The organism is Kumtagia sp. (assembly GCF_059502445.1).
This window is the reverse complement of record NZ_JCACER010000009.1, coordinates 68,212-92,208: the sequence shown is the minus strand read 5'-3', so window position 1 is coordinate 92,208 and position 23,997 is coordinate 68,212. Positions and strand designations below refer to the sequence as shown.

20 protein-coding genes and 1 pseudogene are annotated in these 23,997 nt (G+C 65.3%); 10 read left to right on the top strand and 11 right to left on the bottom strand.

What is annotated here, in order from left to right; all coding sequences use genetic code 11:
* The first annotated feature begins 126 nt into the window (after positions 1-126).
* Complete coding sequence (pyrG, locus tag AC5JDC_RS04060) at positions 127-1,755, top strand: CTP synthase (protein WP_495839329.1); 1,629 nt, start codon at positions 127-129, stop codon at positions 1,753-1,755.
* Between the two features lie 241 nt (positions 1,756-1,996).
* On the opposite strand, the gene AC5JDC_RS04055 is transcribed toward pyrG, so the two are convergent.
* A complete protein-coding gene (locus AC5JDC_RS04055) occupies positions 1,997-3,517 on the bottom strand; it encodes a DUF1254 domain-containing protein (protein ID WP_495839327.1) in 1,521 nt (506 codons plus the stop codon).
* 136 nt (positions 3,518-3,653) lie between these two features.
* On the opposite strand from AC5JDC_RS04055, the gene AC5JDC_RS04050 reads away from it, so the two are divergent.
* Entirely contained in the window at positions 3,654-4,691 is a 1,038-nt protein-coding gene (locus AC5JDC_RS04050; RefSeq protein ID WP_495839399.1) for an AraC family transcriptional regulator, read from the top strand.
* Between the two features lie 13 nt (positions 4,692-4,704).
* Positions 4,705-4,951: pseudogene (locus tag AC5JDC_RS04045) on the top strand (hypothetical protein); the annotation flags it as partial.
* Here AC5JDC_RS04045 and arsK read toward each other — a convergent pair.
* From arsK to AC5JDC_RS04025, 4 genes are read right to left on the bottom strand one after another with little or no spacing between them, the layout of a single operon-like run.
* Positions 4,948-6,135 carry an arsenite efflux MFS transporter ArsK gene (gene arsK, locus AC5JDC_RS04040; protein ID WP_495839325.1) on the bottom strand — a complete coding sequence of 396 codons (1,188 nt, stop codon included), beginning with the start codon at positions 6,133-6,135 and terminating at the stop codon, positions 4,948-4,950. The pseudogene AC5JDC_RS04045 and the gene arsK overlap by 4 nt on opposite strands.
* 13 nt (positions 6,136-6,148) lie before the next feature.
* A complete protein-coding gene (gene arsB / locus AC5JDC_RS04035) occupies positions 6,149-7,204 on the bottom strand; it encodes an ACR3 family arsenite efflux transporter (protein ID WP_495839323.1) in 1,056 nt (351 codons plus the stop codon).
* 3 nt (positions 7,205-7,207) lie between these two features.
* The gene (locus tag AC5JDC_RS04030) at positions 7,208-7,735 is read right to left on the bottom strand and encodes an arsenate reductase ArsC (protein WP_495839321.1); all 528 of its coding nucleotides are present in this window, start codon (positions 7,733-7,735) and stop codon (positions 7,208-7,210) included.
* Positions 7,732-8,085: an ArsR/SmtB family transcription factor gene (locus tag AC5JDC_RS04025; protein ID WP_495839319.1), complete on the bottom strand. Its 354-nt coding sequence runs from the start codon at positions 8,083-8,085 to the stop codon at positions 7,732-7,734. Before AC5JDC_RS04025 ends, AC5JDC_RS04030 begins: the two co-directional genes overlap by 4 nt.
* A 42-nt stretch (positions 8,086-8,127) precedes the next feature.
* On the opposite strand from AC5JDC_RS04025, the gene AC5JDC_RS04020 reads away from it, so the two are divergent.
* Both AC5JDC_RS04020 and AC5JDC_RS04015 read left to right on the top strand, forming a co-directional pair.
* Entirely contained in the window at positions 8,128-8,670 is a 543-nt protein-coding gene (locus AC5JDC_RS04020) for a DUF6428 family protein (RefSeq protein WP_495839317.1), read from the top strand.
* A 529-nt stretch (positions 8,671-9,199) separates the two neighbouring features.
* Positions 9,200-9,523 carry a hypothetical protein gene (locus AC5JDC_RS04015; protein WP_495839315.1) on the top strand — a complete coding sequence of 108 codons (324 nt, stop codon included), beginning with the start codon at positions 9,200-9,202 and terminating at the stop codon, positions 9,521-9,523.
* 438 nt (positions 9,524-9,961) lie between these two features.
* On the opposite strand, the gene eno is transcribed toward AC5JDC_RS04015, so the two are convergent.
* The 5 genes from eno to AC5JDC_RS03990 all read right to left on the bottom strand — a co-directional run bounded on the left by eno (position 9,962) and on the right by AC5JDC_RS03990 (position 16,002).
* The gene (gene eno, locus AC5JDC_RS04010) at positions 9,962-11,236 is read right to left on the bottom strand and encodes a phosphopyruvate hydratase (protein ID WP_495839313.1); all 1,275 of its coding nucleotides are present in this window, start codon (positions 11,234-11,236) and stop codon (positions 9,962-9,964) included.
* A 160-nt stretch (positions 11,237-11,396) separates the two neighbouring features.
* Positions 11,397-12,080, bottom strand: coding sequence for an ABC transporter ATP-binding protein (locus AC5JDC_RS04005; RefSeq protein WP_495839311.1), 684 nt, complete (start codon positions 12,078-12,080; stop codon positions 11,397-11,399).
* A 1-nt stretch (position 12,081) separates the two neighbouring features.
* On the bottom strand, positions 12,082-13,371 hold the full coding sequence (locus AC5JDC_RS04000) for a lipoprotein-releasing ABC transporter permease subunit (protein ID WP_495839309.1): 1,290 nt from the start codon (positions 13,369-13,371) through the stop codon (positions 12,082-12,084).
* Positions 13,368-14,699 carry a proline--tRNA ligase gene (gene proS / locus AC5JDC_RS03995; protein WP_495839307.1) on the bottom strand — a complete coding sequence of 444 codons (1,332 nt, stop codon included), beginning with the start codon at positions 14,697-14,699 and terminating at the stop codon, positions 13,368-13,370. The genes AC5JDC_RS04000 and proS overlap by 4 nt, the downstream gene beginning before the upstream one ends.
* A 673-nt stretch (positions 14,700-15,372) precedes the next feature.
* The gene (locus AC5JDC_RS03990; protein WP_495839305.1) at positions 15,373-16,002 is read right to left on the bottom strand and encodes an invasion associated locus B family protein; all 630 of its coding nucleotides are present in this window, start codon (positions 16,000-16,002) and stop codon (positions 15,373-15,375) included.
* 256 nt (positions 16,003-16,258) lie between these two features.
* On the opposite strand from AC5JDC_RS03990, the gene AC5JDC_RS03985 reads away from it, so the two are divergent.
* The 5 genes from AC5JDC_RS03985 to AC5JDC_RS03965 all read left to right on the top strand — a co-directional run bounded on the left by AC5JDC_RS03985 (position 16,259) and on the right by AC5JDC_RS03965 (position 20,312).
* Positions 16,259-18,076 carry an extracellular solute-binding protein gene (locus AC5JDC_RS03985; protein ID WP_495839303.1) on the top strand — a complete coding sequence of 606 codons (1,818 nt, stop codon included), beginning with the start codon at positions 16,259-16,261 and terminating at the stop codon, positions 18,074-18,076.
* A gap of 36 nt (positions 18,077-18,112) precedes the next feature.
* Positions 18,113-18,799: a DsbA family oxidoreductase gene (locus tag AC5JDC_RS03980; protein WP_495839301.1), complete on the top strand. Its 687-nt coding sequence runs from the start codon at positions 18,113-18,115 to the stop codon at positions 18,797-18,799.
* Between the two features lie 7 nt (positions 18,800-18,806).
* Complete coding sequence (locus tag AC5JDC_RS03975; RefSeq protein ID WP_495839299.1) at positions 18,807-19,034, top strand: hypothetical protein; 228 nt, start codon at positions 18,807-18,809, stop codon at positions 19,032-19,034.
* Positions 19,035-19,138: 104 nt separating this feature from the next.
* The gene (locus AC5JDC_RS03970; RefSeq protein ID WP_495839297.1) at positions 19,139-19,318 is read left to right on the top strand and encodes a type II toxin-antitoxin system RelE/ParE family toxin; all 180 of its coding nucleotides are present in this window, start codon (positions 19,139-19,141) and stop codon (positions 19,316-19,318) included.
* A 169-nt stretch (positions 19,319-19,487) separates the two neighbouring features.
* Positions 19,488-20,312: a hypothetical protein gene (locus AC5JDC_RS03965; protein ID WP_495839295.1), complete on the top strand. Its 825-nt coding sequence runs from the start codon at positions 19,488-19,490 to the stop codon at positions 20,310-20,312.
* 189 nt (positions 20,313-20,501) lie between these two features.
* On the opposite strand, the gene mfd is transcribed toward AC5JDC_RS03965, so the two are convergent.
* Positions 20,502-23,996, bottom strand: coding sequence for a transcription-repair coupling factor (gene mfd / locus AC5JDC_RS03960; RefSeq protein WP_495839293.1), 3,495 nt, complete (start codon positions 23,994-23,996; stop codon positions 20,502-20,504).
* Position 23,997 lies beyond the last annotated feature (1 nt).

The window sequence follows — 23,997 nt, the reverse complement described above, 5'->3', positions numbered from 1 at the left end:
CCCGCGCCGGCCCTTTTTGTTTTGGGCGCAAAATCCTATATCGAGCGGGGCCCGCCGGGGATTATTCGGCCAGGGCCTGATTTTTTTCTGGCGGAATCGGACCGCCCCAGCTAAGCGATAATTCCCATGGCGCGATATGTTTTCATCACCGGCGGCGTGGTCTCCTCCCTTGGAAAAGGCATAGCGGCGGCAGCCCTCGGGGCGCTGCTGCAGGCGCGCGGCTACCGCGCCCGCATAAAAAAGCTCGACCCCTATCTCAACGTCGATCCCGGCACCATGTCGCCCTACCAGCATGGCGAGGTGTTCGTCACCGACGACGGCGCCGAGACCGACCTCGACCTCGGCCATTACGAGCGTTTCACCGGCCGCTCGGCCAACCAGAGCGACAACATCACCACCGGCCGCATCTACCGCAACATCATCGAGCGCGAGCGCCGCGGCGACTATCTCGGCGCCACCGTGCAGGTCATCCCGCACGTCACCGACGAGATCAAGAATTTCGTGCTGTCAGGCAACGAGGACTATGATTTCGTGCTGTGCGAGATCGGCGGCACGGTCGGCGACATCGAGGCCATGCCCTTCCTCGAAGCGATCCGCCAGCTCGGCAACGACCTGCCGCGCAACAACGCCGTCTACGTGCACCTCACCTTGATGCCCTATATCCCCAGCGCCGGCGAACTGAAGACCAAGCCGACGCAGCATTCGGTGAAGGAATTGCGCGGCATCGGCATCGCCCCCGACATTCTGCTCGTGCGCGCCGACCGCGCCATCCCCAAGGAGGAGCGGCGAAAGCTGTCGCTGTTCTGCAACGTGCGCGAAAGCGCCGTCATCCAGGCGCTCGACGTCGGCCACATCTACGACGTGCCGATGGCCTACCACAAGGAAGGGCTGGATTCCGAAGTGCTCGCCGCCTTCGGCATCGACCCGGCGCCGAAGCCGCGCATGGAGGCCTGGCAGGAGGTCTCGCGGAAAATCCACAATCCGGAGGGCGAGGTCACCATCGCCATCGTCGGCAAATATACAGGGCTGAAGGACGCCTACAAATCGCTGATCGAGGCGCTGTCGCATGGCGGCATCGCCAACGGCGTGCGGGTAAAGCTCGACTGGATCGAGAGCGAGATTTTCGAGAAGGAGGACCCCGCGCCCTTCCTGGAGAAGGTGCACGGCATCCTGGTCCCCGGCGGATTCGGCGAGCGCGGTTCGGAAGGCAAGATTCTGGCCGCGAAATTCGCAAGAGAGAGAAAGGTGCCGTATTTCGGCATCTGCTTCGGCATGCAGATGGCCTGCATCGAGGCGGCACGCTCGCTCGCCGGCATCGAGGCCGCCTCCTCCACCGAGTTCGGCCCCGCAAAAGAACCCGTCGTCGGCCTGATGACCGAATGGCTGCGCGGCAACATGCTGGAGAAGCGCCAGGCAGCCGGCGACCTCGGCGGCACCATGCGGCTCGGCGCCTATGAAGCCTCCCTGGCCCCGGAATCGCGCATCGCCTCGATCTATGGCGACACCCGCATCTCCGAGCGCCACCGCCACCGTTACGAGGTCAACATCGACTACAAGGAGCGGCTGGAGGGCTGCGGCCTGGTGTTCGCCGGCATGTCGCCCGACGGCGTTTTGCCGGAGACGGTCGAATATGCCGACCACCCCTGGTTCATCGGCGTGCAGTACCACCCGGAGTTGAAGAGCCGCCCGCTCGACCCGCACCCGCTGTTCGCGAGCTTCATCGGGGCGGCGGTGGAGCAGTCAAGGTTGGTGTGAGGGGTTGATGCAGGCCGATCTCCCCCCTTGTGGGGGAGATGCCCGGCAGGGCAGAGGGGGGTGCTGTCCCGCCAACGGTCCCGCAAAATCCGATGCGTACGCGCGTCGCGTGAAAAAAGGATTCCCGCGACGCGCTGCAGGTTCTGGTTGGCGCATGTCTTTACCCCGAAACCGCCGCACGCTTCCGGAGGCATGCTTTATGCCCCGGACATGCCCGACAACGGGTTGTCGATGACGCTCGCTACCTGACCAGCTCTATCTCGCCCGGCTTCCAGGTCTTGTCGAACCATGGCTCCAGCGGGCCGTAGAGGCGAAGAAGAACGTTCCAGCCCTTGCCGGGAACCGTCTGGACCCAGTTGGTCTCATGGCCTTCCGGCGCCGTCGGGCCGAACCAGACATCGACCGAGGAGTCCGGGTTGATCACGATGTCCTTCTTGTCGCTGCCGATGCTGGGGAATTGCTGGTCCGTCTGCAGCATCGAGCGCGTCTGGTTGTCGTAGACGACGAACGACCAGAATTCCTTTGCCGGAATGTTCGGCGGCAGGTGCACCTTGTAGGTCTTGCCGCCATCGAACGGCTTGCCGTCCTTGTCGGTCGTGGCACCGGCGTATTGCGAGCCGACGCCGACGCGCTTGATCGCCATGGCCGGCGAGATGCCCGTCGCGTAGTAGTGGAACAGGACACGGGCATCCAGATAGCGGACGCCGGGCTGCAGAAGAAACTCGTAACTGCCTCCGACGAAGCCGGTGAACCAGGCGCTGTCCGGATAATAATAGGCGTCCTTCATGCGGGTCTTGAAGGTGATGGTGCGCGCCGTCGCGTTGCCGACGGCCACCGCTTCCGTGAGGATCTTCTTCATCCGCTCGTCGGGTGCGAAGGGTTGCCCCTTCACGATGCCGATGGCGGCGAGCTGGCCCAGCACCTCCGGGTGATACGAATCGCTCGGCTCGTATTGGACGATGTCGTTCACTTCCTCGTAGAAATGAAAATCATTGGCATGGATTGTGTTGAACTCCTTGCCCGAGACGTTGACGATCTTCATCGGCGGCGGGTTGCCGGCTTCCGCAAGAGGATAGACCCTGGCGAACTTCCTGGTGTTTTCGACCGCGGTCGCGGTGCTGCCGTTGTCGAGGAAGCCGCGCCAGAAGAACAGGTTTCCGTAGGTCGACGTCCGCAGTACGAAATAGCCCTCGGGTATCTCGCCTTCATAGCCCGGCGGCAAAAGCAGGTATTTTCCGCCCTTGCCCTTGTCCGGACCGGCATTGCCGACATCGCCGACATATTCGAACCAGTGATTGTCGATCATGCCCAGGATGTTGGGCGGCGTCTCGATGACCAGCGGGCCGGCCTTGGTGTCCAGCCACATGAGGTTGTAGATGCTTTCGGTGTTGCCTGTCAGGAACAACGAACGCGAGTCCGCCAGGTTTTCGAAGATCAGAATGGTCTGGTTGTTGTCGGCGCCCTGACTGGCCAATCCGACCCGCATGGCTTCAACCGATGCGCCGGGCATGGCATTGAGAAATGCATCGACGCCACGCATGAAGGCGAGATTGTCGTAGATCTTCTCCGAAGTGGCGTCATCCGGGAAGCCGTCGAAAAACTTCAGCGTGCCAAGCCTGGTGTCGACGCTCTCCGGCGTGACGATCGAATCCGGTATCGGCGTCGTCATCTTCATCTTGGGCGCCGTATCGGCGGCAGCGGCGCTCAAGCCCATCAGCACCACCGCGGTGGTGCTGCAAAGCAGTCTCGTCATGCGTATCATTGCTTTTCCCCGCCAACAGCCACTGCAACCGTCGGCCGTTTCCTTGCGGCCGTCAATGGCGACTGCACTATTGAGCCGCAACGGCGTTGCGCCACCACTCATTTTACGCCAAGTCTGAAGAAATGCTTCGAGGGTCATAAGAATTCCCACGATCCCGGTCATTTCCAACCTGACGCTGCACGGCCTGCCGCAGCTGATCCGCCGCGAACTCGGCGAGCGGGCCCTGGCGCGGGCGGTCCGCGCCGCCGGCGTCGACCTCGAGGCGATCGAAGGCGAAAGCTGCTTCATCCCGCACGCGGCGGCCCTGAGGCTGATCGACACGGCGGCGCGGATTGCCGGCGAGGCCAATCTCGGCCTGCTGATGGCTCCGCAGATGGACGTCGCCAACTACGGAACCTATGGGCAATACATCTACGCCGCCGATACGCTCGGCGCGGCGATCGGCGGGGCGATCGAAGCCCTAGCCTACCACTCCCACGGCGATACGATGGCCCTCGTCACCCGCGGTGGCGAGGCCCGGTTCAGCTATGGCTTCGCCCTTGCCGGCCGCCCCGGCTACGGCCATGTCGCGAATGTCGCGGCCGGCGCGCTTGCAAGCGTTTGCCGGCACTTCCTGTCGGACAAATGGCGGCCGCTCAGGATCGAGCTCGACATCCCCCGGCCGCGCCACGCCACCCCCTTCGAGGACATGTTTCACTGTCCCGTGGTCTTCAACGCACCGGCGATGACCGTCGTGTTCGACCGGGGTCATCTCGACGCGTGCGGTCCGGCGCCCGCCGCCGGACCTATCCTCACGATCGCCGACGTGGCGCGCGACCGGCGCGGCGCCGCCCCGCGCGATACGCTCGGCGTCATCTCGGAACATATCCGCCTCCAGGTCCGCGGCGGCTCGATCTCGATCGACAGCACGGCCCGCGCGATGGAGATCAGCATCCGCACCCTGCAGCGCGAGCTGAATCGCGAGGGAACCGATTTCCGCTCCCTGGCGAATGCCGCCCGGGCCGGACGCGCCGACGAGCTGCTGCGGCACACCGACGTCTCGATCACCCGCATCGCCGCCGAGCTCGGCTACTCCACACCCGCCAATTTCAGCCGCGCCTTCCGCGGCGCCACCGGATCGAACCCCGGCGCGTTTCGCGCGGCCGCGCGAACGCCGCCGATGCGGAGCGGTTGAAATCGCCGTGGCCAGGAAGCGGCTGGAGGGCCGCGGCCTGGTGTTTGCCGGCGCTTTGCCCGACGGCGGGTTGCCCGAGACGGTCGAATACCCCGACCACCCTGGTTCATCCGCGTGCAGGATCACCCGGAGCCGAAAAGCCGCTCGACCCGCACGCGCAGTTGGCGGATTTCATCGGGGCTGCGGTGGAGCAGAGGAGGTTGGTGCGGGGGGGCGACTCTGCGCATCGGCATGTCGTGACAGAGGGCCCCGTCGGCTAAGGAACCGCTTTCAGCCTGCCGACAACGCCGAAGGCCACCACGGCAAGCAGGCCGAGTACGGCCGTTGCTGCCAGCGACGGGGTTACCCCGGCCTCGGCCATTCCAAGGGCCAATGCGAAGGGCGCGACCGCCGAAACCACCAGCCGGGCCGAAGAGACTTTGCCCTGCAGCCTGCCGTACCCATCACTTCCGAACAGGTGCAGCGGCAAGGTCCCGACAACGATGCTGAACAGGCCGTTGCCGAGACCGAACAGGATCGCGAAGATTGTCGCGCCAAGCAGCGACGGCGCCGTCAGAGCGAGCACGATGACCCCCACCGGCATCAAGATGGCGGCGATCACCGCCAGAACGACCGGCGAGAGGTTGCGGCCGAATACCATGTTGATGACACGGCTCGCCACCTGCGACGGACCGAACAGCGATCCGACGATTGCCGCCGATGCACCGAGCCCGAGGCCCGCCAGCAGCGGTACCATGTGGACCAGGATGGCGGCGGCGACCAGCGACTGCAACGCGAAGCCGACAACCATCAAGACAAAGCCCCTGCGCCGGTGCTCCGGGGGCAGCCTGCCGGCCGCCGTTACCGGCGCTCCGTCGGCGCGCGCACGGCTCAGCGTCAGGCCGCGTGACAGCCAGCCATGCAGCGGAACGCATATGACCAGATTGAGACCGGCAAAGACCAGGTAGATCTCCTGCCAGCTAAGGTGATGATGCAACGCCGTGGTGATCGGCCAGAACGCGGTCGAGGCGAACCCGCCGATCAGCGTGAGATAGGTGATGGAACGAGGCGCCGTCTGCGGTCCGAGTTGCACCAGGAGCGCAAAGGCGGCGCCGTACTGAACGAGGTTGGATGCTACCTCGACGCCGATCAGTGCGGCAACGAAGAAGGCTGCATTGGGTGCGGCAGCGCAGGCAACGAGCGCGGCGGCCGCCAGTATCGATCCGGCGGTCATCATGCGGCCCGCGCCATGCCTGTCGATCATGCGCCCGAACCACGGCGCGATCAGGCCGCCGACCAACAAGGCGGCGGAAAGTGCTGCGAAGACCCATTCCTTTGACCAGCCAAGATCCTTGGCCATGTCCGGCGCCAGGATGCTGAAGCTATAGTAGAGCGTGCCGTATGCGATGATCTGTGTGATGCCGAGCGCAACGATTGCCGCGGCCGGAGTCCGCTTTGTGCTCATCAGACATTCACGCTCAGGCGCCTGTCCAGCCCTCGGCGCGGACCGCTTGCCCGCGCTCGTACCAGCCTTTGCTTCTGTTGACGATCCAAACCACCGACAGCATCACCGGAACTTCAACCAGCACTCCGACGACGGTAGCAAGTGCTGCACCAGAACTGAAGCCGAAGAGGCTGATGGCGGCGGCGACGGCGAGTTCAAAGAAGTTCGACGCTCCTATCAATGCCGAGGGACCGGCCACGCAGTGCTTCTCGCCGGAAACGCGATTGAGGAGGTATGCGAGGCCCGCGTTGAAATAGACCTGGATCAGGATCGGTACGGCCAGCAGCGCTATGATCGTAGGATGAGAGATGATCTGCTCGCCCTGAAAGCCAAACAGCAGGATGAGCGTCGCCAGGAGAGCCGCAAGCGACATCGGCTGCAGCGTCCGCAAAAGTGCCTGAAGCGCCGCCTCCCCACCTTTCGCCAACAGGTGCCGGCGCAGGAATTGGGCGATCGCCACGGGGACCGCGATATAGAGGACGACCGAGAGGACGAGAGTGTCCCACGGGACGGTGATCGCCGACAGCCCGAGGAGCAGCCCGACGATCGGCGCGAAAGCAACAACCATGATGGCGTCGTTGAGGGCCACCTGAGACAGGGTGAAATGAGGCTCGCCCTTGGTCAGATTCGACCAGACGAACACCATCGCCGTGCAAGGGGCGGCGGCCAGGATGATCAATCCCGCAACATAGGAGTCGATCTGGTTCGCCGGCAGATAGGGCCGGAACAGCCAGCCGATGAAAAGCCAGCCGAGCAGAGCCATGGAAAACGGCTTGACCGCCCAGTTGATAAAGAGCGTAACCCCGATACCCCGCCAATACTGGCCGACGTCCCGCAAGGCCGCGAAGTCGATCTTGAGCAGCATCGGAATGACCATCAGCCAGATCAGAGCCGCTACAGGGATATTGACCTTGGCAATCTCAGCCGCGCCGATCGACTGGAAGAAGCCTGGAAACAGATGTCCGAGCGTCACGCCTGCAACAATGCAAAGCGCGACCCAAAGGGTCAGGTATCGTTCGAAAGTCGACATGGCTCAGCTTGCGTCCGTCGGCTTCGCGGTCGCCCCGTCCTGACGGCCGATAACCTTCAGGTGGTGCTCCATTGCCATGCGATCGATCGAAGCGTGCGGCAGGTTGAGAAACGCCATGATCCGGTTCTTCATGAACCTTGCAGCCGTGCTGAAGGCGCGTTCCTTCTCGATGTCGGTACCCTCGACATTGGAGGGATCCTCGATTCCCCAATGCGCCGTCATCGGCTGACCGGGCCAGACCGGACAGGCTTCGCCGGCCGCGTCGTCGCAGACGGTGAAGACGAAGTCCATTTCGGGTGCGCCAGCCACCGCGAATTCGTCCCATGCCTTGGATCGGAAACCTTCGGTAGGATAATCGAGCGCGGCGAGCACCTTCAGGGCGAAAGGGTTCACTGAACCTTTCGGCTGGCTTCCGGCGGAATAGGCGTTGAAGCGCCCTGCACCTTCCTTCTTCAGAATGCTCTCCGCCAGGATGGAGCGCGCAGAATTCCCGGTGCAGAGAAACAAGACGTTGTAGACGTGGTCGGTCATTGCACGATGTCCCTGGTTGGTACGCAGCAGGAGGCGGCATCGACGACGGGAGAACAGATCTCGGGACGGCCGGAACAGCAGTCCTCCATCAGAAAGCGGATCAGGCCGCTCAGAGCGTCATATTCAGCGCTGTAGATAATCGATCGGGCATCGCGGCGGGCGCTGGCAAGTCCCGCCCGCTCCAATTCCTTCAGATGGAAGGATACGTTGGAAGCCGACACGTCCGCCTTCTCCGCGATCACCCCGGCGGCCAGGCCATCGGTGCCGGCGACAACCAGCATGCGCAGGACGCGGAGTCTGGTTTCCTGGGACAAGGCACTGAAGGCAACTAGGGCTTGACGCTCATCCATATTTCGATAATCCTTGAAGTGTTGAAATGAGGATTAAACGAGATGAACGCGCTTGGCAACGACAAAGCACTGATCCTTTCAGATTCTGATGAGGTGACCATAGGCACTCTGCTCGATGCGCTGTCCCGCCGTCCTGCCGACCGCCTCACCTTTCGCTACGGCGGGCGTCCGATCCGGAAGGGTTATCATGTGACCGAGGTCAAGGCCGGCAGCTTCGCTGCCCTTGATTGCGGCGCCAATCCGGAGGCCTGGACGGAGATCTTCGTGCAACTTTGGGACGCTGACGACGCGCCCGAGCAGATGACGGCCAAGAAGTTCGCGGCGATCATCGGCAAAGTCGCAGACCGCGTGGCCCTCGATAGGGGCGCGAAACTGACCTTCGAGGTGAGCGACGGCGTCGCGCCTATGCAGCTTCATCGTGCGGCAAGCCCTGCACTGAATGAAGGCGAGATCATCATCGAGCTGTCGCCGCGCCCGGCCAGTTGCAAACCACGCGACCGGTGGCTGGAATCGGAAGGGCGTTCATGTTGCGGCGCCTCGGATCAGCCTCAGCCGTGTTGCGGCCAAGGGTCTGCCGGTGACTGAACCATTGTCCGTCATAACTGCGCCACAACCTCTTGGCGGCGCGAATGCTCGCCTGATTTTTCGCTGTCGCCAGTGGCGTAAAATCACTGCGTGGCTTGCACTCCATCGCCAGGGGAGCACTCCAGAAAGGGGATAGCCCACCACCCCTTCCCGCCAAAAACCCAGCAATTTCAATCCCGCCCACCAAAAATCGTCGACCTTTTATCCCCGCCCCTCAACACTCCGCCATACTGCTCGCCATCGCCCTCGCGGGAACACGGGTCATGAACCGGATGATCGTGGAGGGGACGGCGCCGGGTCGGCCGCGTGACGGTGCGCGGCTGGCGAAAGCTGGAGATCCGGGCCCCAGCCGCGACACCCGCGCAAATGCGGCGCTAGCGGACGGGCAAGAACGCCGGCGGGGCGCGTCCGTCGCGCCAGATAAAAAAATAAGAGGCTCGGCCTCGCGCCCCGCTTCCCACTTTCAATGGCCAGACTGCAACCGCAGGGCGTGGCGAAGATGAAACGCGCGCGCCGATAGGAGGTTTTCATGATCGGCATGGATGACGACGATTTTGGCGGCGAAGGCCGCTGGCAGTACATGACCCCCGACATGCGCGAGATGTTCGCCGACGCGCTGCGGCTTTCGGCGAGCAACAGCGGCGCGCCGCAGCGCTGCCGCCGAAAAGCCTGCCAGCGCTCCGGCCGCTGCTGCGTGAAGCTCGACGCCGAGGGCGACGGCACCTGCTTTGGCGGCATGACCGAGCAGACGGCGAAGGAGGCGGCGATGATGATCGTCTTCGCCATGACCCTGTGGGAGAAGCGCACCGGCATCCCGCTGCGCGACGGCGCGCGGCTCGCCCTGCCGAAATGAGCGACGGGCGGCGGCTTGCCTGTCCCTGTTGGCAAGCAGTTGCTCGCCCCCTCTCCCCCGACGCCAGGGCATAGGCACATGTCGGCAGCAGAGTTGTGGTGGGCAGAAACGTCTTCGCCGGCTTTGACTTCGCCGCCTCCGAGACCTGTTGGGTGGACGGCTCCCTGTTTGATATCTGACGACCTCACTCTGGCACATTTGATGCCGTCGGGCGCCGTCCATCTCAACAGGTCTCGACGGTGGCGAAGCCAGAGGCGGTCACGGCAATCGGCACTTGGCATCGCCCGTCGCCAGCGAAATGCGTGAATCCGACAGGTCCTTCACGGAGAGAGGCTAAGGTGAGGGGCTGCGCAATCTTCGAGGTCAGGGCCGTCCCCTCATCTGCCTGCTGGCATCTTCTCCCCGTGAAGGACGGGGAGAAGATGCCGGCAACAGCCTCTACCCCCTCAAAATGCCCCGGCCGGCATAACGCGCCTGCTTGCCCAGTTCCTCCTCGATGCGGATGAGCTGGTTGTATTTCGCGGTGCGGTCGGAGCGGGCCAGCGAGCCGGTCTTGATCTGCCCGCAATTGGTGGCCACCGCCAGATCGGCGATGGTCGAATCCTCGGTCTCGCCCGAGCGGTGCGACATGACGGCCGTATAGCCGGCCTTGTGAGCGGTCTCGACCGCGTCGAGGGTCTCGGACAGCGAGCCGATCTGGTTGACCTTGACCAGGATCGAGTTGGCGACGCCCATCTTGATGCCGTCGCGCAGCCGCGCCGTGTTGGTGACGAACAGATCGTCGCCGACCAGCTGCGTCTTCTTGCCGATCAGGTCGGTCAGGATTTTCCAGCCTTCCCAGTCGTCCTCGGCAAGACCGTCCTCGATCGAGATGATCGGATAGTCGGCGGCGAGTTTTGCCAGATACTTCGCCTGCGCCTTGGGATCGCGGGTCTTCTTCTCGCCCTCATAGACGTAGTTGCCGTCCTTGAAGAACTCGGTGGCCGCGCAATCGAGCGCCAGCGCCACCTCCTCGCCCGGCTTGAAGCCGGCCTTCTCGATCGAGCCCATGACGAAGTCGAGTGCTGCCTGCGCGCTCTTCAGATTGGGGGCGAAACCGCCCTCGTCGCCGACATTGGTGTTGTGGCCGGCTTCCTTCAGGCCCTTCTTCAGCGTGTGGAAGATCTCCGAACCCCAGCGCACGGCCTCGCGCAGCGACGGCGCGCCGACCGGCATGATCATGAACTCCTGGAAATCGATCGGATTGTCGGCATGGGCGCCGCCGTTGATGATGTTCATCATCGGCACCGGCAGCACATGGGCGGAAGCGCCGCCGACATAGCGGTAGACCGGCAGGTCGGAGGCTTCGGCGGCGGCGCGGGCGACTGCCAGCGACACGCCGAGGATGGCGTTGGCGCCGAGCCGGCCCTTGTTGGGCGTGCCGTCGAGCTCGATCATGGTGGCGTCGATGGCGATCTGGCTCTCCGCCTCCATGCCGCCGATCGCTTCGAATATCTCGCCGTTGACGGCCTCGACCGCACGCTCGACGCCCTTGCCGAGATAGCGGGCGCCGCCGTCGCGCAGCTCGACGGCTTCATGCGCGCCGGTCGAGGCGCCGGAGGGGACCGCGGCGCGGCCCATCGACCCGTCCTCCAGCACCACGTCCACCTCGACGGTCGGGTTGCCGCGGCTGTCGAGAATCTCGCGGCCGATGATGTCGACGATCGCCGTCATGAAGTCCCTCCGGATTGGATCGATTGAATTTTCGCGCCCGTCTTAGCCAAAGTGCTGCAAAAGGCAATGTGGAGCGGAGACGGCAGCCTACTTTCTTTATGCGACAGCCCGCTCACACGGCCCCGCGAACGGAAGAATAAATGCCCGCAATTCCCCGCCGTCACAGCGGCACGACGTGCCCCTCGGACAGGGTGACGCGGCGGTCCATGCGGCGCGCCAGCTCGTGGTTGTGGGTGGCGATCAGCGCCGCCAGGCCGGACTGGCGCACCAGCGCCGACAGCGCGTCGAACACGTAGGAGGCCGTCGTCGGGTCGAGATTGCCGGTCGGCTCGTCGGCAAGCAGCACCAGCGGCGCATTGGCGACGGCCCGGGCGATCGCCACGCGCTGCTGCTCGCCGCCCGACAGCTCCGCCGGCCGGTGCTCGGCGCGCTTGGCGATCTGCATGTAGTCGAGCAGCTGCATGGCGCGTGTCCGCGCCTCGGTCGCCGGCAGCCCCTTCACCAGCTGCGGCATCATGATGTTCTCCACCGCCGAGAACTCCGGCAGCAGGTGATGGAACTGGTAGACGAAGCCGATGTCGTTGCGGCGGATGGCCGTCCGCTCGTCGTCGGAGAGCCGCCCGCAGGCGCGGCCCGCCAGGATGACGTCGCCGGCATCCGGCCGCTCGAGCAGGCCGGCGGTGTGCAGCAGCGTCGACTTGCCGGTTCCGGACGGCGCCACCAGCGCCACCATCTCGCCGCGATGCAGCGAGAAATCGACGCCGTTGAGGATGGTCAGCTTGCGCTGGCCCTGCACGTAGTGGCGCTCGACCGCCTTCAGTTCGATGACGACGTCGGCAGCCATGTCATTCGTACCGCAGCGCTTCGACCGGATCGAGCCGCGCGGCGCGCCAGGCCGGAAAGATGGTCGCTATGAAGGAAAGCACCAGCGCCATCAGGACGACGGTCATCGTCTCGCTGAAGTCCATGCGGGCCGGCAGCTGGCTGAGGAAATAGAGTTCCGGGCTGAACAGCTCGGTGCCGGAGAGCCAGGAGAAGAACTGCCTGATCTTCTCGACGTTCAGGCAGACGACGACGCCGAGCACCACGCCGGCGACTGTGCCGGCGACGCCGATCGCCGCACCCGTCATCAGGAAGATGCGCAGGATGGCGCCGCGCGTGGCGCCCATGGTGCGCAGGATGGCGATGTCGTGCCCCTTGTCCTTCACCAGCATGATCAGCCCGGAGATGATGTTGAGCGCCGCCACCAGCACGATCAGCGTAAGAATCATGAACATGACGTTGCGCTCGACCTGCAGCGCCGAGAAGAAGGTCTGGTTGCGCTGGCGCCAGTCGGACAGGTAGACGGGGCGCCCCGCCGCCTCCTCGATCTGCGGCTTCAGCGCGTCGACGCCGTCCGGGTTGTCGACGAAGATTTCGATGGTCTGCGCCTGCCGCTCCAGGTTGAAATAGAGCTGCGCCTCGCCGAGCGGCATGAAGATGATCGAGGAATCGTATTCCGACATGCCCACTTCGAAGATCGCCGTCACCGGATAGGTCTTTACCCGCGGCGTGGTGCCGAATGGCGTGGCGTCGCCTTCCGGCGAGACCAGCGTGATCGTGTCGCCGAGCACCAGGCCGAGATTGTCGGCCATGCGCTGGCCGATGGCGACGCCCTCGCCTGTGTCGAAGCCGACCAGCGAGCCCTGGCGGATGTTGTTGGCGACCAGCGTGATCCGGGCCAGATCGGCGCCGCGCATGCCGCGCACCAGCGCGCCGCTGCCGGGCCCCGCGATGCCGGAGGCCAAGACCTGGCCGTCGACCATCGGGATGGCGTAGCGGACGCCCGGCACGCCGTCGATGCGCGTGGCGATGGCTTCGTAGTCGTCGAGCGGCAGGTCGACCGGCGACAGGATGACATGGCCGTTGATGCCGAGGATGCGGGTGAGCAGCTCGGCGCGGAAGCCGTTCATGACGGCCATGACGATGATCAGCGTCGCCACGCCCAGCATGATGCCGAAGAAGGAGATCGAGGCGATGACCGAGATCACCGTCTCCTTGCGGCGCGAGCGCAGATAGCGCCAGGCGACCATGCGCTCGAAGGGCGAGAACGCCCCGGCCCCGGCCGATGCGCCGGCCGACTTCTTGTCCGTCATGCCGACTTGCCCGAAAGCCGCGCCACCACCTCGGCCAGCGGCACGGTGCTGCGCTCGCCGGTCGCCCGTTTCTTGATCTCGGCCTCGCCGCTCGCCGCGCCGCGCGGGCCGACGATCACCTGCCAGGGCAGGCCGACCAGGTCGGCGGTCGCGAATTTTCCGCCCGGCCGCTGGTCGGTGTCGTCGTAGAGCACGTCGCGGCCCGCCGCCGTCAGCGCCGCGTAGAGGCCGTCGCAGGCGTTGTCGCAATCGGCGTCGCCGGCCTTCATGTTGATCAGCGCCACGTCGAAGGGCGCCACCGATTCCGGCCAGATGATGCCGTTCTCGTCATGGCTCGCCTCGATGATGGCCGCGATCAGGCGCGACGGGCCGATGCCGTAGGAGCCCATCGAGACGAAATGGTCCTTGCCGTCCGGCCCCGCCACCTTGGCGCCCATCGGCTTCGAGTATTTTTCGCCGAAATGAAAAATATGGCCGACCTCGATGCCGCGCGCCGACAGCCGTTCGGCCTCGGGTATCCGCTCCCACGCGGCCTCGTCATGCATCTCGTCGGTCGCCGCGTAGGGCGTCGTCCACTCCTTGACGATGCCGCCGATCTCGGCGTCGTCGCTGAAGTCGGTATCCTCGCCGGGGACCGGCAGCGACAGGAAATCGCGCTGGCAGAAGACCTGGCTCTCGCCGGTGTCGGCCAGGATGATGAACTCGTGGCTGAGGTCGCCGCCGATCGGGCCGGTGTCGGCGCGCATCGGGATCGCCTGCAGCCCCAGCCGCGTGAACGTCCTGAGATAGGACACGAACATGCGGTTGTAGGCCGCCCTGGCGCCCTCGTAGTCGAGGTCGAAGGAATAGGCGTCCTTCATGAGGAATTCTCTGCTGCGCATCACGCCGAAGCGCGGCCGTACCTCGTCGCGATACTTCCACTGGATATGGTAGAGGTTGAGCGGCAGGTCCTTGTACGACTTGACGTAGGAGCGGAAGATTTCCGTCACCATCTCCTCGTTGGTCGGGCCGAACAGCATGTCGCGGTCCTGGCGGTCCTTGATGCGCAGCATCTCCTTGCCGTAGTCGTCGTAGCGGCCGCTCTCGCGCCACAGCTCGGCCGACTGGATCGTCGGCATCAGGATCTCCAACGCGCCGGCGCGATCCTGCTCCTCGCGCACGATGCGGCACACCTTGTCGAGCACCCGCTTGCCCAGCGGCAGCCAGGAGAAGCTGCCCTGCCCCTGCTGGCGGATCATGCCGGCGCGCAGCATCAGCCGGTGCGACACGATCTCGGCCTCGCGGGGCGTTTCTTTGAGGATCGGCAGGAAATAGCGCGACAGCCGCATGAAAGGTCCGTTGGTGCTGGAAAGGCGCCGGAATCGGCGGCAGGCGGGAGGGTCTGCACGCGCTTCATAGCGATTTCATGACAGGAAGAAAACCCGGCCGTCCGAAGCGCTCCGCCGGGCCTCGGGACAACTGTCTTTTTTTCGTGCAAGGAATGCCGTTCTATTGTGCAGTGCAGCACATCAAAGGCTGTTTCCCGTCAAAATTTTCCGTGACAATTTGTCCTCCCTTGTTCTAAGGTGCCTCCACATAACCGAGAAGGCGATGAGCAATTCGCTTTCCTACGCGGTCAAGTCTTGGGAGGATGCGATCTAGGCGCGAGAAATTGCTGCCGCCGGACACCGGAAAGCAGATCGGACGCGTTAAAATTGCAAGGCCTTGTGCCTTGCATTTTTTTTGTGCAGATTTTTCAGCTACTTTTGACGGAACGCGGAGAAACGACGTGCGCGCGGCCGCGAGAGGCGGCGGCATTTCCCGTCGCACCGTATCTGTGTCCGAGCCGAAACGACGTGCTGTGGCCCCGCGAAAGGCGGCCGCTTCGCGGCTCGTGAGCCGGCTGTCGATTTGCCGCGTGCCCGACTGGCCTCGCCCTGCGGCCTCGCCTGCCGCGGCGCATCAAAAAAGCGGGGACGACGCCCCGCTTCTTTCTGTATCGTCCGTCCGTTTGCGTCGATGTCAGTTGGCGGTCTTCGCCTTGTCCTGCTCTTCCTTGAGCTTCTTGGCGAAGTCCTCGTTGTTCTTCGAAACGAATTCCTGGAGCTTCTTCTGGCGGTCCTCGATGTCGGACTGCTGCAGCGGCGCGCCGTCATAGGCGCCGGTGAAGCCCTGCAGCGACACCTTCACCGGATTGGGCTGGTTCTGGAAGTTGACGGAGGTCAGCGTGAGCTCCGAGCCCTTCTTGAAGTTGCCGACGAGCTGGTCGGAAAGCTGGACCTCGGCGACGCAACGGTCCGGGAAGCAGATGACGTAGTCGAGCTTCTGCGCCTTGCCGTTGTCGACCTGCAAGCCAATGCCGGGCGGCACGAGGCGCCCGGTCGGCACGGTCACCTGGAAGACCTTGCGGTTGATCTTGCCCTTCAGCTCGATCAGGCTGATGCCGGTCACCAATTGTCCGTTGGATGCGGTGATGATGTTCTGCACGTTGCAGATGTCGACTTCCTCCTGCTTCGTGCAGGCCTTGAACCAGCCCTGCGGAAGCTGCTGCTGCTGCTGAGCCGACGCCGGGGCAAGACCCGTGGCGAGCAACCCGACGACGCCTGCGGACAGCACCGAAAGACGGAACCTGTCGGTTTTCGAGCTCGTCATCTTGACCTTTCCTCTCAATGATCCGGAACGGCGTGAAGCGCCGTGCATGGCGGCTACCTGTTGCGCAAATGCGGCAACAGCATGACTCGGGCACGCCTGTACAGCCGTCGGCGCCGTAAATCCAGCCTCGGAGCGCAACAAACGCGCGGGGTCAGCCAGGAAGGCGCCGCCTCCGAGCACCGGCCAACCGGCCCCATATTAACGACATCATGGTAGTGTGGAACACGAATCATCGTGATCCCTGCGGATTTCCGCCATGCGACGTCCCCTTCTCGCGCTCTGCGCAGCGCTTGCCGCCATTGCCATGCCGGCGTCCGCCGTGGCGGAGCCGAAGCACGCCATCGCCATGCAGGGCGAGCCGGCCCTGCCCGCCGATTTCACGCATTTCCCCTATGCCGATCCCGACGCGCCGAAGGGCGGCGGCATCACCTATTGCGTGGTCGGCAGCTTCGACAACCTCAACCCGTTCATCATCAGGAGCCTGCGCACCACGGCGCGCGGCGTGATCGACACGATCTACGGCAACCTCGTCTTCGAGCCGCTGATGCAGCGCAACCTGGGCGAGCCGTTCTCGCTCTACGGCCTGCTGGCTGAATCGGTCGACATCACGCCCGACCGCAAGGTGGCGACCTTCAATCTCGATCCGAAGGCAAAATGGTCGGACGGCCGCCCGGTGACGCCGGAAGACGTCATCTTCACCTACGAGGTCTTCACGGAAAAGGGCCGGCCGCCCTACAGCGACCGGATGAAGGGCATCGCCAGGCTGGAGAAGACCGGCCCGCTGTCGGTGCGCTTCACCTTCAACGACCGGGCCGACCGCGAATTCCCGCTGATCGTCGCGATGACGCCGATCCTGCCGAAGCACGGCTTCGACAAGGAGACGTTCGACCACACCACCCTCGACCCGATCGTCGGCAGCGGGCCCTACACCATCGACAAGGTCGTTGCCGGCCAGCGCATCGTCTACAAGCGCAACCCCGACTACTGGGCGCGCGACCTGCCTTCCAAGCGCGGCTTCGACAATTTCGACAGCATCGCCATCGAGTATTTCCTCAACGAGAACTCGCTGTTCGAGGCGTTCAAGAAGGGCATCTGCTCGGTCTATCCCGTCGCCGACCCGCTCAAGCTGAAGCGCGACTTCGACTTCCCCGCGCTCAAGGACGGCCGCGCCACCGTCGGCGAGTTCACCATGGGCGTGCCGCCGGTGGTCACCGGCTTCCTGTTCAACACGCGGCTGCCGAAATTTTCCGACCCGCGCGTGCGCCGGGCGCTGGCCATGCTGTACGACTTCGAATGGGTGAACAAGAACATGTTCGACGGCCGCTACGACCGGCTGGCGAGCTATTGGCAGAATTCGGAACTCTCGGCACTCGGCCGGCCGGCCGGCGACAGGGAAAAGGCCCTTCTCGCCCCCTACCCCGACGCGGTGACGCCCGAGGTGATGGACGGAAGCTGGCGGCCGGCCGTGACCGACGGCTCGGGGCGCGACCGCAAGGCGCTGAAGGCGGCGCTCGACCTGCTGAAGACGGCGGGCTATCGGCTCGACGGTGCCGCGCTCGTCGGCCCCGACGGCCAGCCGCTCGCCTTCGAGATCCTGACCTCCTCCGACAGCGAGCAGCGGCTTGCCGCCGTCTACCAGCGCACATTGGCCAGGATCGGCATCGCCGTCTCGATCCGCACGCTGGAGGCCGACCAGATCCAGATGCGCAAGCAGCGCTTCAATTTCGACGTGCTGATCGGCGCCACCGGCTTCCTCGGATCGCTGTCGCCGGGCATCGAGCAGACTTTCCGCTGGGGCTCGGAATCGGCCAATGTCGAGGGCTCGTTCAACCTTGCGGGGGTGGCGGACCCGGCCATCGACGCGACGATGCAGGCCATGCTCAACGCCCGCGACAAGGACGACTACGTCGCCGCGGTCAGGGCGCTCGACCGGCTGCTGATCTCGGGCGCCTACATGGTGCCGATGCAGTACAATCCAAAACAGTATCTCGCCTACTGGACCTATCTGGAACACCCGGCCGAAACGTCGCTCTACGGCTACCAGTTGCCGACATGGTGGCGGAAGCCTAACTGAAGGTACGAGCACCCAACTGAAACCGGGAGACATTCGATGAGCGAACGGCAGTCCGTAACCGTCGACGTGGTGTCCGACGTCGTCTGTCCCTGGTGCTATGTCGGCCAGAAGCGTCTGGAAAGCGCGATCGCCGGCCTGGCCGACATCGACGTCACGGTGAACTGGCGGCCGTTCCAGCTCGACCCCACCGTTCCGCCGGAAGGCACGGATCGCAGGCAATACATGCTGGCGAAGTTCGGCAGCGAGGAGCGCATCCGCCAGATCCACCAGCGCATCGAGCCGCTGGGCGAGGCCGAGGGCATATCCTTCGCCTTCGACGCCATAAAGGTGGCGCCCAACACCCTCGACGCGCACCGCCTCATCCGCTGGGCCGCCAGCGGCGCGCCGGACGCGCAGAACCGCCTCGTCAAGCGGCTGTTCGCCCTTTATTTCGAGGAAGGCGGCAACATCGGCGACCACGCCGTGCTGGTGCAGGCCGCACGCGAGGCCGGCATGGACGCCGCCGTCGTCGAAGCGATGCTGGCCACCGACGCCGACCGCGAGGCTGTGGAGACGGAGGTGGCGACGGCTTCGAGTATGGGCATCACCGGCGTGCCCTGCTTCCTGCTCGACAGCCGCTATGCGGTGATGGGCGCGCAGGAGACGGAAACGCTGGTGGATGCGATCAGGCAGGTGGCGGCGGAGAAGGGGAAGGCTTCCCTTGGACAGTCGTCCACGCCATAATGCGGCGATGACGCAGCTTTTCGACCGCGCGGTAGAGGCCGCCCGCAATCTCCCTGCATCGGTTCAGGACGACATTGCCCGCCTTGTCCTCGAGTTGGCCGGCGAAGAACAACCGCCAGTTCAGCTCACGGCCGAGGAAGAGGCATCCCTGTCCGAATCGCTGGCGCAAGCCGCTCGCCGTGAATTCGCGAGCGAGGACGAGGTACGCGCCATCTGGGCGAAATGCGGGCTGTGAGGCTTCGCTACACACCAAGAGCAGCCGCCGAACTCGTCCGCATTCTCGCCTACATAGATAAACAATCGCCCCAAGGCGCGCGACGCGTATAGCGGCGTATTCAAGTGATCCTCGACCTTCTGGTCCAGCAGCCTCACAGCGGGCGACGGACAACCAATCGTCACCTGCGACGCATCGCAGCGACGCCCTACCCCTATCTCATCTTCTACGAAGTGACGGATCAGGAAGTCATTATAGTCGGCGTGCGGCATGGCGCCCGCGAGCCGAAATCCATGCCGCGGTGACGGCAGACGCTTGTCCGTGCTGCCCGGTGACGAGCCGTCCCGGCAACTCATGCCAGGCTCGCTCCTGGCTGCCATTGTCAGTATTTGTCAGGATTATTTTCCCCGAGTTTATCCCCGCCCCTCCCTGCCGGAGCGATACTTTCGCCGCCCGTGCTGGAAAGGAGCGGCAATGGACTGGACCGTGGCAATCGAGAGAAATCGCGAGGCGCTGAAGCGTATCCTCGCCATGCTCATCGCCATGGCCGGGTTGGACTCCAGGGAACTCGGGGGACAGTTCACTTTCTTTCGGCGGAAAGGCGGCAGCGGTGAAGAGGTGGCGCGGGCCGAAAAAAGTGAACTGTCCCCCGCACTGTCCCCTTCCCTTACCCTGCCGCGCCGCCTCCACCGGGCCGTGGTCAAATTGCTGCATCCGGCCGAGGCGGCGGTGCGGCGGCTGATCATCGTGGCGGCGCGCGGCCTGGTTGTGACCTTGCCGGCGCCGTGCCCCAGCAAGCCGAGGCCGGCGATGCCGCGCAAGGCCGGCCGTCCCGGCATGCCGCCGCCTGCGCAAAACCCCGCACGGCGCGTCCCATCGCTGCCCCTGCTCGATCCGCTGCGCATGCCCCGGCCCTGGAGCGGCCGTGCCTGGTGGGTCCCCAGGAGCGTGCCGCGCATCTCCTTTCCCGGCTACAGCGAGCCGTTCCGCATCCCGCCGCCGCCGTCGCCTGACGACCCCGTGAGCGCGACGCGCCTCGTCCTGCGGCTGCAGGCGCTGGCCGCCGCGCTCGACGACCTGCCGGGCCAGGCGAGACGTTTCGCCCGCTGGCGGGCGCGCCATGACGCCGCCCTCGCGCAGGAGCGGGAAACCGGCACGCGCCGGCTTCGCCGGACAAGGCCGCTGAAGCCCGGCCGGCCGCCGGGCTGGCGGCGAAAGCCCGACCACGAGGTGCGCGAGGTGCTGAACGAACTGCACGGGCTTGCCTTCGACGCCTTGCAGCGCCCCGACACGTCGTGACGGCACCTCGGCCGGGCCCGAGAAGCTAAGCATAAGCGGCCGGCGCGGATTTTTTCGCGGTCTGGCGGCGATAGGTGCTGTCCGGCAGTGCCGTTTCGCTTGGCGAAGCCGGCAAACCTGCCTGATAACAATCGGCCTTCGGCCGGATGCCGCCGACCCGAGTCTTGACTTCAATGCCCGCGAGCCGCGTCAGGCCGCCTTCGTCGCCAGCCGCGCCAGCTGCGTCATCACCACGGCCGAGCCGGCGAGACGCTTGTCGGCGTTCGGCCAGTCGCGGATGAAGACGACGCTCTGGTCCGGCCGGATCTTCGCCATCGAGCCCTGCTCGCCGATATAGCGCACCAGACCGGCCGGATCGGCGAATTCGCGCTTGCGGAAATGGATGACCACGCCCTTCGGCCCGGCGTCCAGCTTCTCGACATTGGCTTTCCGGCACAGGCCCTTGATGAAGACGATCTTCATCAGGTGCTCGACCTCCTGCGGCAGCGGCCCGAAACGGTCGATCAGCTCGGCGGCGAAGCCGTCGATTTCTTCCGGCGTGTCGAGATCGGCCAGGCGGCGGTAGAGCGCCAGCCTGAGCTGCAGGTCCGGAACGTAGCCTTCCGGGATCATCACAGCCGTGCCGATGGCGATCTGCGGCGACCAGTCGCCGTCCGACACCTCGCCGGTGCCGCGGATCTCCGCCACCGCCTCCTCAAGCATCTGCTGGTAGAGCTCGAAGCCGACCTCCTTGATGTGGCCGGACTGCTCCTCGCCCAGCAGATTGCCGGCGCCGCGGATGTCGAGATCGTGGCTGGCGAGCTGAAAGCCGGCGCCGAGCGTGTCGAGCGATTGCAGCACCTTAAGCCTCCGATCGGCGGTGTCTGTGAGCTTCCGGTTGGCCGGCAGCGTGAACAGCGCATAGGCCCGCGTCTTGGAGCGTCCGACGCGGCCGCGCAGCTGGTAGAGCTGGGAGAGGCCGAACATGTCGGCGCGGTGCACGATCAGCGTGTTGGCGGTCGGGATGTCCAGCCCGGATTCGACGATGGTGGTGGACAGGAGCACGTCGTACTGGCCGTCGTAGAAGGCGTTCATGATGTCGTCGAGCTCGCCCGGCGGCATCTGGCCGTGGGCGGTGGCGACCTTCAGCTCCGGCACCGACGAATGCAGGAACTCGCGGATTTCGGGAAGATCGGAAATGCGCGGCACGACATAAAAACTCTGGCCGCCGCGATAGCGCTCGCGCAGCAGCGTCTCGCGGATGACAAGCGGGTCGAAGGGCGAGATGAAGGTGCGCACCGCCAGCCGGTCGACCGGCGGCGTAGCGATCAGCGACAGCTCGCGCACGCCGGTGAGCGCCAGCTGCAATGTGCGCGGGATCGGCGTGGCCGACAGCGTCAGCACATGCACGTCGCTCTTGAGCTCCTTCAGCCGCTCCTTGTGCTTGACGCCGAAATGCTGCTCCTCGTCGATGATCAGCAGGCCGAGCCGCTTGAAGCTGATCGACGAGCCGAGCAGGGCATGCGTGCCGACGACGATGTCGACGCTGCCGTCGGCGATGCCCTTCTTGGTCTCGGCCAGCTCCTTGGCCGGAACCATGCGCGACGCCTGGCGGATGACCAGCGGCAGGCCGGAGAAGCGCTGCGTGAAGGTCTTGAAATGCTGGCGCGACAAAAGCGTGGTCGGCACGACCACCGCCACCTGGAATCCCTCCATTGCGGCGAGGAATGCTGCACGCAGCGCCACTTCCGTCTTGCCGAAGCCGACGTCGCCGCAGATCAGCCGGTCCATCGGCTTGCCGGCGGCAAGGTCGTCCATGACGGCGTCGATGGCGCGCTGCTGGTCGTCGGTCTCCTCATAGGGGAAGCGGGCGGCGAACTCGCTATAGACGCCGGCCGGTGGGTTAAAGGCGGGCGCGCCGCGCATCTGCCGCTCGGCGGCCAGCCGGATCAGCTGGCCGGCCATCTCCAGCAGCCGGCGCTTCAGTTTCGCCTTGCGCGCCTGCCAGGCGCCGCCGCCGAGCTTGTCGAGGGCAGCCTCGGAGCCGTCCGAGCCGTAGCGGGACAGAAGCTCGATGTTCTCGACCGGCAGGAACAGCCGGTCGTCGCCGGCATAATGCAGCTCCAGGCAGTCATGCGGCGCGCCGAGCGCCTCGATGGTCTTCAGGCCGACGAAGCGGCCGATGCCGTGCTGGCTGTGCACGACGATGTCGCCCGCCGACAACGACGAGGCTTCCGCTATGAAGTCGGCGGCCTTCCTGCGTTTGTGCCGGCGGACAAGGCGGTCGCCCAGAATGTCCTGCTCGGCGATGACGGCAAAGGCATCGGTCTCGAAGCCGGATTCGAGCGGCAGGACCGTCAGGCCCGCCTGCCCGGCCGAGAGCTTTTCGACCTCGGCCAGCGTCGCCACCGGCTTCAGATTGCCGAGCCCATGCTCGCCCAGAATTTGCGCCAGCCGGTCGCGCGAGCCTTCCGTCCATCCAGCGACGACGACCTTGCGCCGGCCGGCGCGCAGCGCGGCGATGTGATCGACGGCCGCCTGGAAGACGTTGGCGTTGGGATCGGCGCGCTCAAGCTCGAAGCCGCGGCCCTGCCGCGCGCCGGCATGCAGAACCTGGCGGCCGCCGGCGTCCGGCGCGGCGAAGGGCGTGAACTCCGCCGACAGCCGGTCGGGCAAGGCGGCGGCGATGTCGTCGGGCGTCAGATACATCAGCGCCGGCGGCACCGGGCGGTAGGGCACGGCGTCTTTCATCGCCCCGGCGACTTGGCCGTGGCGGGCCTGGTAATAGTCCTCGATCAAGGTATGGCGCTCGCCGATCGCCTCGCGCGCCAGATGGTCGAAGACGAAGGGCGCGTCCGGCACATAGTCGAACAGCGTCTCCAGGCGATCGTAGAAGAAGGGCAGCCAGTGCTCCATGCCGGCGAAGCGGCGGCCCTCGCTGACGGCCGCATAAAGCGCGTCGTCGCGGTTCGGCGCGCCGAAGGCCTCGATATAGCTGCGGCGGAAGCGGCTGATGGTCTCGGCCGTCAGCGCCACCTCGCTCATCGCCTGCAGCACGATCTCGGTGCGCTGGCCGGTGGTGCGCTGGGTGGCGACGTCGAAGGCGCGGATCGAATCCAGCGTGTCGCCGAAGAAGTCGAGGCGCAGCGCGTCGGGCGCGCCGGGCGCGAACAGGTCGAGGATGCCGCCGCGGACCGCATATTCGCCGACTTCTCGGACGGTGGCGACACGGTCGAAGCCCGACGTCTCCAGCCGCTCGATCAGCGCCTTCATGTCGACCTGGTTGCCGGTCCTGGCGCGGAACGTCTGCGCTTCGACGACGGCGCGAGGCGGCATGCGCTGCACCAGCGCGTTGGCCGTCGTCAGGATCACGGCGCGGTGCGGGCTCTTGGCAAGTGCGGCCATGGCGGTCATCGCCTCGACACGGCGCGCCGTCGCATCGGCTCCGGGCGAGACGCGGTCGTAGGGCAGGCAGTCCCAGGCCGGGAATTCCAGCACCGGCAGGTCCGGCGCGGCAAAGGTAAGCGCATCGGCGATCATCGGCAGGCGTTGGCCGTCGCGCGCCACGAAGACGACGGGACCGTCCGGCGCGGCTTCCGCCGACAGGGTGGCGAGGGCGAAGGCCTCAAAACCTTCGGCGACGCCGTCGATCATGACAGCGCCGGTGCGGTCTTTGCGCAGGCCGAGTTTTTCGGTCAGGGGCATG

Excerpts from the sequence above, each read along its gene's own strand:
- AC5JDC_RS03965 (WP_495839295.1), top strand. The coding sequence starts at position 19,488 with ATGGACTGGACCGTGGCAATCGAGAGAAATCGCGAGGCGCTGAAGCGT.
- AC5JDC_RS04000 (WP_495839309.1), bottom strand. The coding sequence starts at position 13,371 with ATGACGGACAAGAAGTCGGCCGGCGCATCGGCCGGGGCCGGGGCGTTC.
- AC5JDC_RS04030 (WP_495839321.1), bottom strand. The coding sequence starts at position 7,735 with ATGACCGACCACGTCTACAACGTCTTGTTTCTCTGCACCGGGAATTCT.
- AC5JDC_RS03980 (WP_495839301.1), top strand. The coding sequence starts at position 18,113 with ATGAGCGAACGGCAGTCCGTAACCGTCGACGTGGTGTCCGACGTCGTC.
- AC5JDC_RS04005 (WP_495839311.1), bottom strand. The coding sequence starts at position 12,080 with ATGGCTGCCGACGTCGTCATCGAACTGAAGGCGGTCGAGCGCCACTAC.
- AC5JDC_RS03990 (WP_495839305.1), bottom strand. The coding sequence starts at position 16,002 with ATGACGAGCTCGAAAACCGACAGGTTCCGTCTTTCGGTGCTGTCCGCA.
- AC5JDC_RS04055 (WP_495839327.1), bottom strand. The coding sequence starts at position 3,517 with ATGATACGCATGACGAGACTGCTTTGCAGCACCACCGCGGTGGTGCTG.
- AC5JDC_RS04015 (WP_495839315.1), top strand. The coding sequence starts at position 9,200 with ATGATCGGCATGGATGACGACGATTTTGGCGGCGAAGGCCGCTGGCAG.
- pyrG (WP_495839329.1), top strand. The coding sequence starts at position 127 with ATGGCGCGATATGTTTTCATCACCGGCGGCGTGGTCTCCTCCCTTGGA.
- arsK (WP_495839325.1), bottom strand. The coding sequence starts at position 6,135 with ATGAGCACAAAGCGGACTCCGGCCGCGGCAATCGTTGCGCTCGGCATC.
- AC5JDC_RS04025 (WP_495839319.1), bottom strand. The coding sequence starts at position 8,085 with ATGGATGAGCGTCAAGCCCTAGTTGCCTTCAGTGCCTTGTCCCAGGAA.
- AC5JDC_RS03975 (WP_495839299.1), top strand. The coding sequence starts at position 18,807 with ATGACGCAGCTTTTCGACCGCGCGGTAGAGGCCGCCCGCAATCTCCCT.
- AC5JDC_RS04020 (WP_495839317.1), top strand. The coding sequence starts at position 8,128 with ATGAACGCGCTTGGCAACGACAAAGCACTGATCCTTTCAGATTCTGAT.
- AC5JDC_RS03985 (WP_495839303.1), top strand. The coding sequence starts at position 16,259 with ATGCGACGTCCCCTTCTCGCGCTCTGCGCAGCGCTTGCCGCCATTGCC.
- eno (WP_495839313.1), bottom strand. The coding sequence starts at position 11,236 with ATGACGGCGATCGTCGACATCATCGGCCGCGAGATTCTCGACAGCCGC.
- arsB (WP_495839323.1), bottom strand. The coding sequence starts at position 7,204 with ATGTCGACTTTCGAACGATACCTGACCCTTTGGGTCGCGCTTTGCATT.
- proS (WP_495839307.1), bottom strand. The coding sequence starts at position 14,699 with ATGCGGCTGTCGCGCTATTTCCTGCCGATCCTCAAAGAAACGCCCCGC.
- mfd (WP_495839293.1), bottom strand. The coding sequence starts at position 23,996 with ATGCCCCTGACCGAAAAACTCGGCCTGCGCAAAGACCGCACCGGCGCT.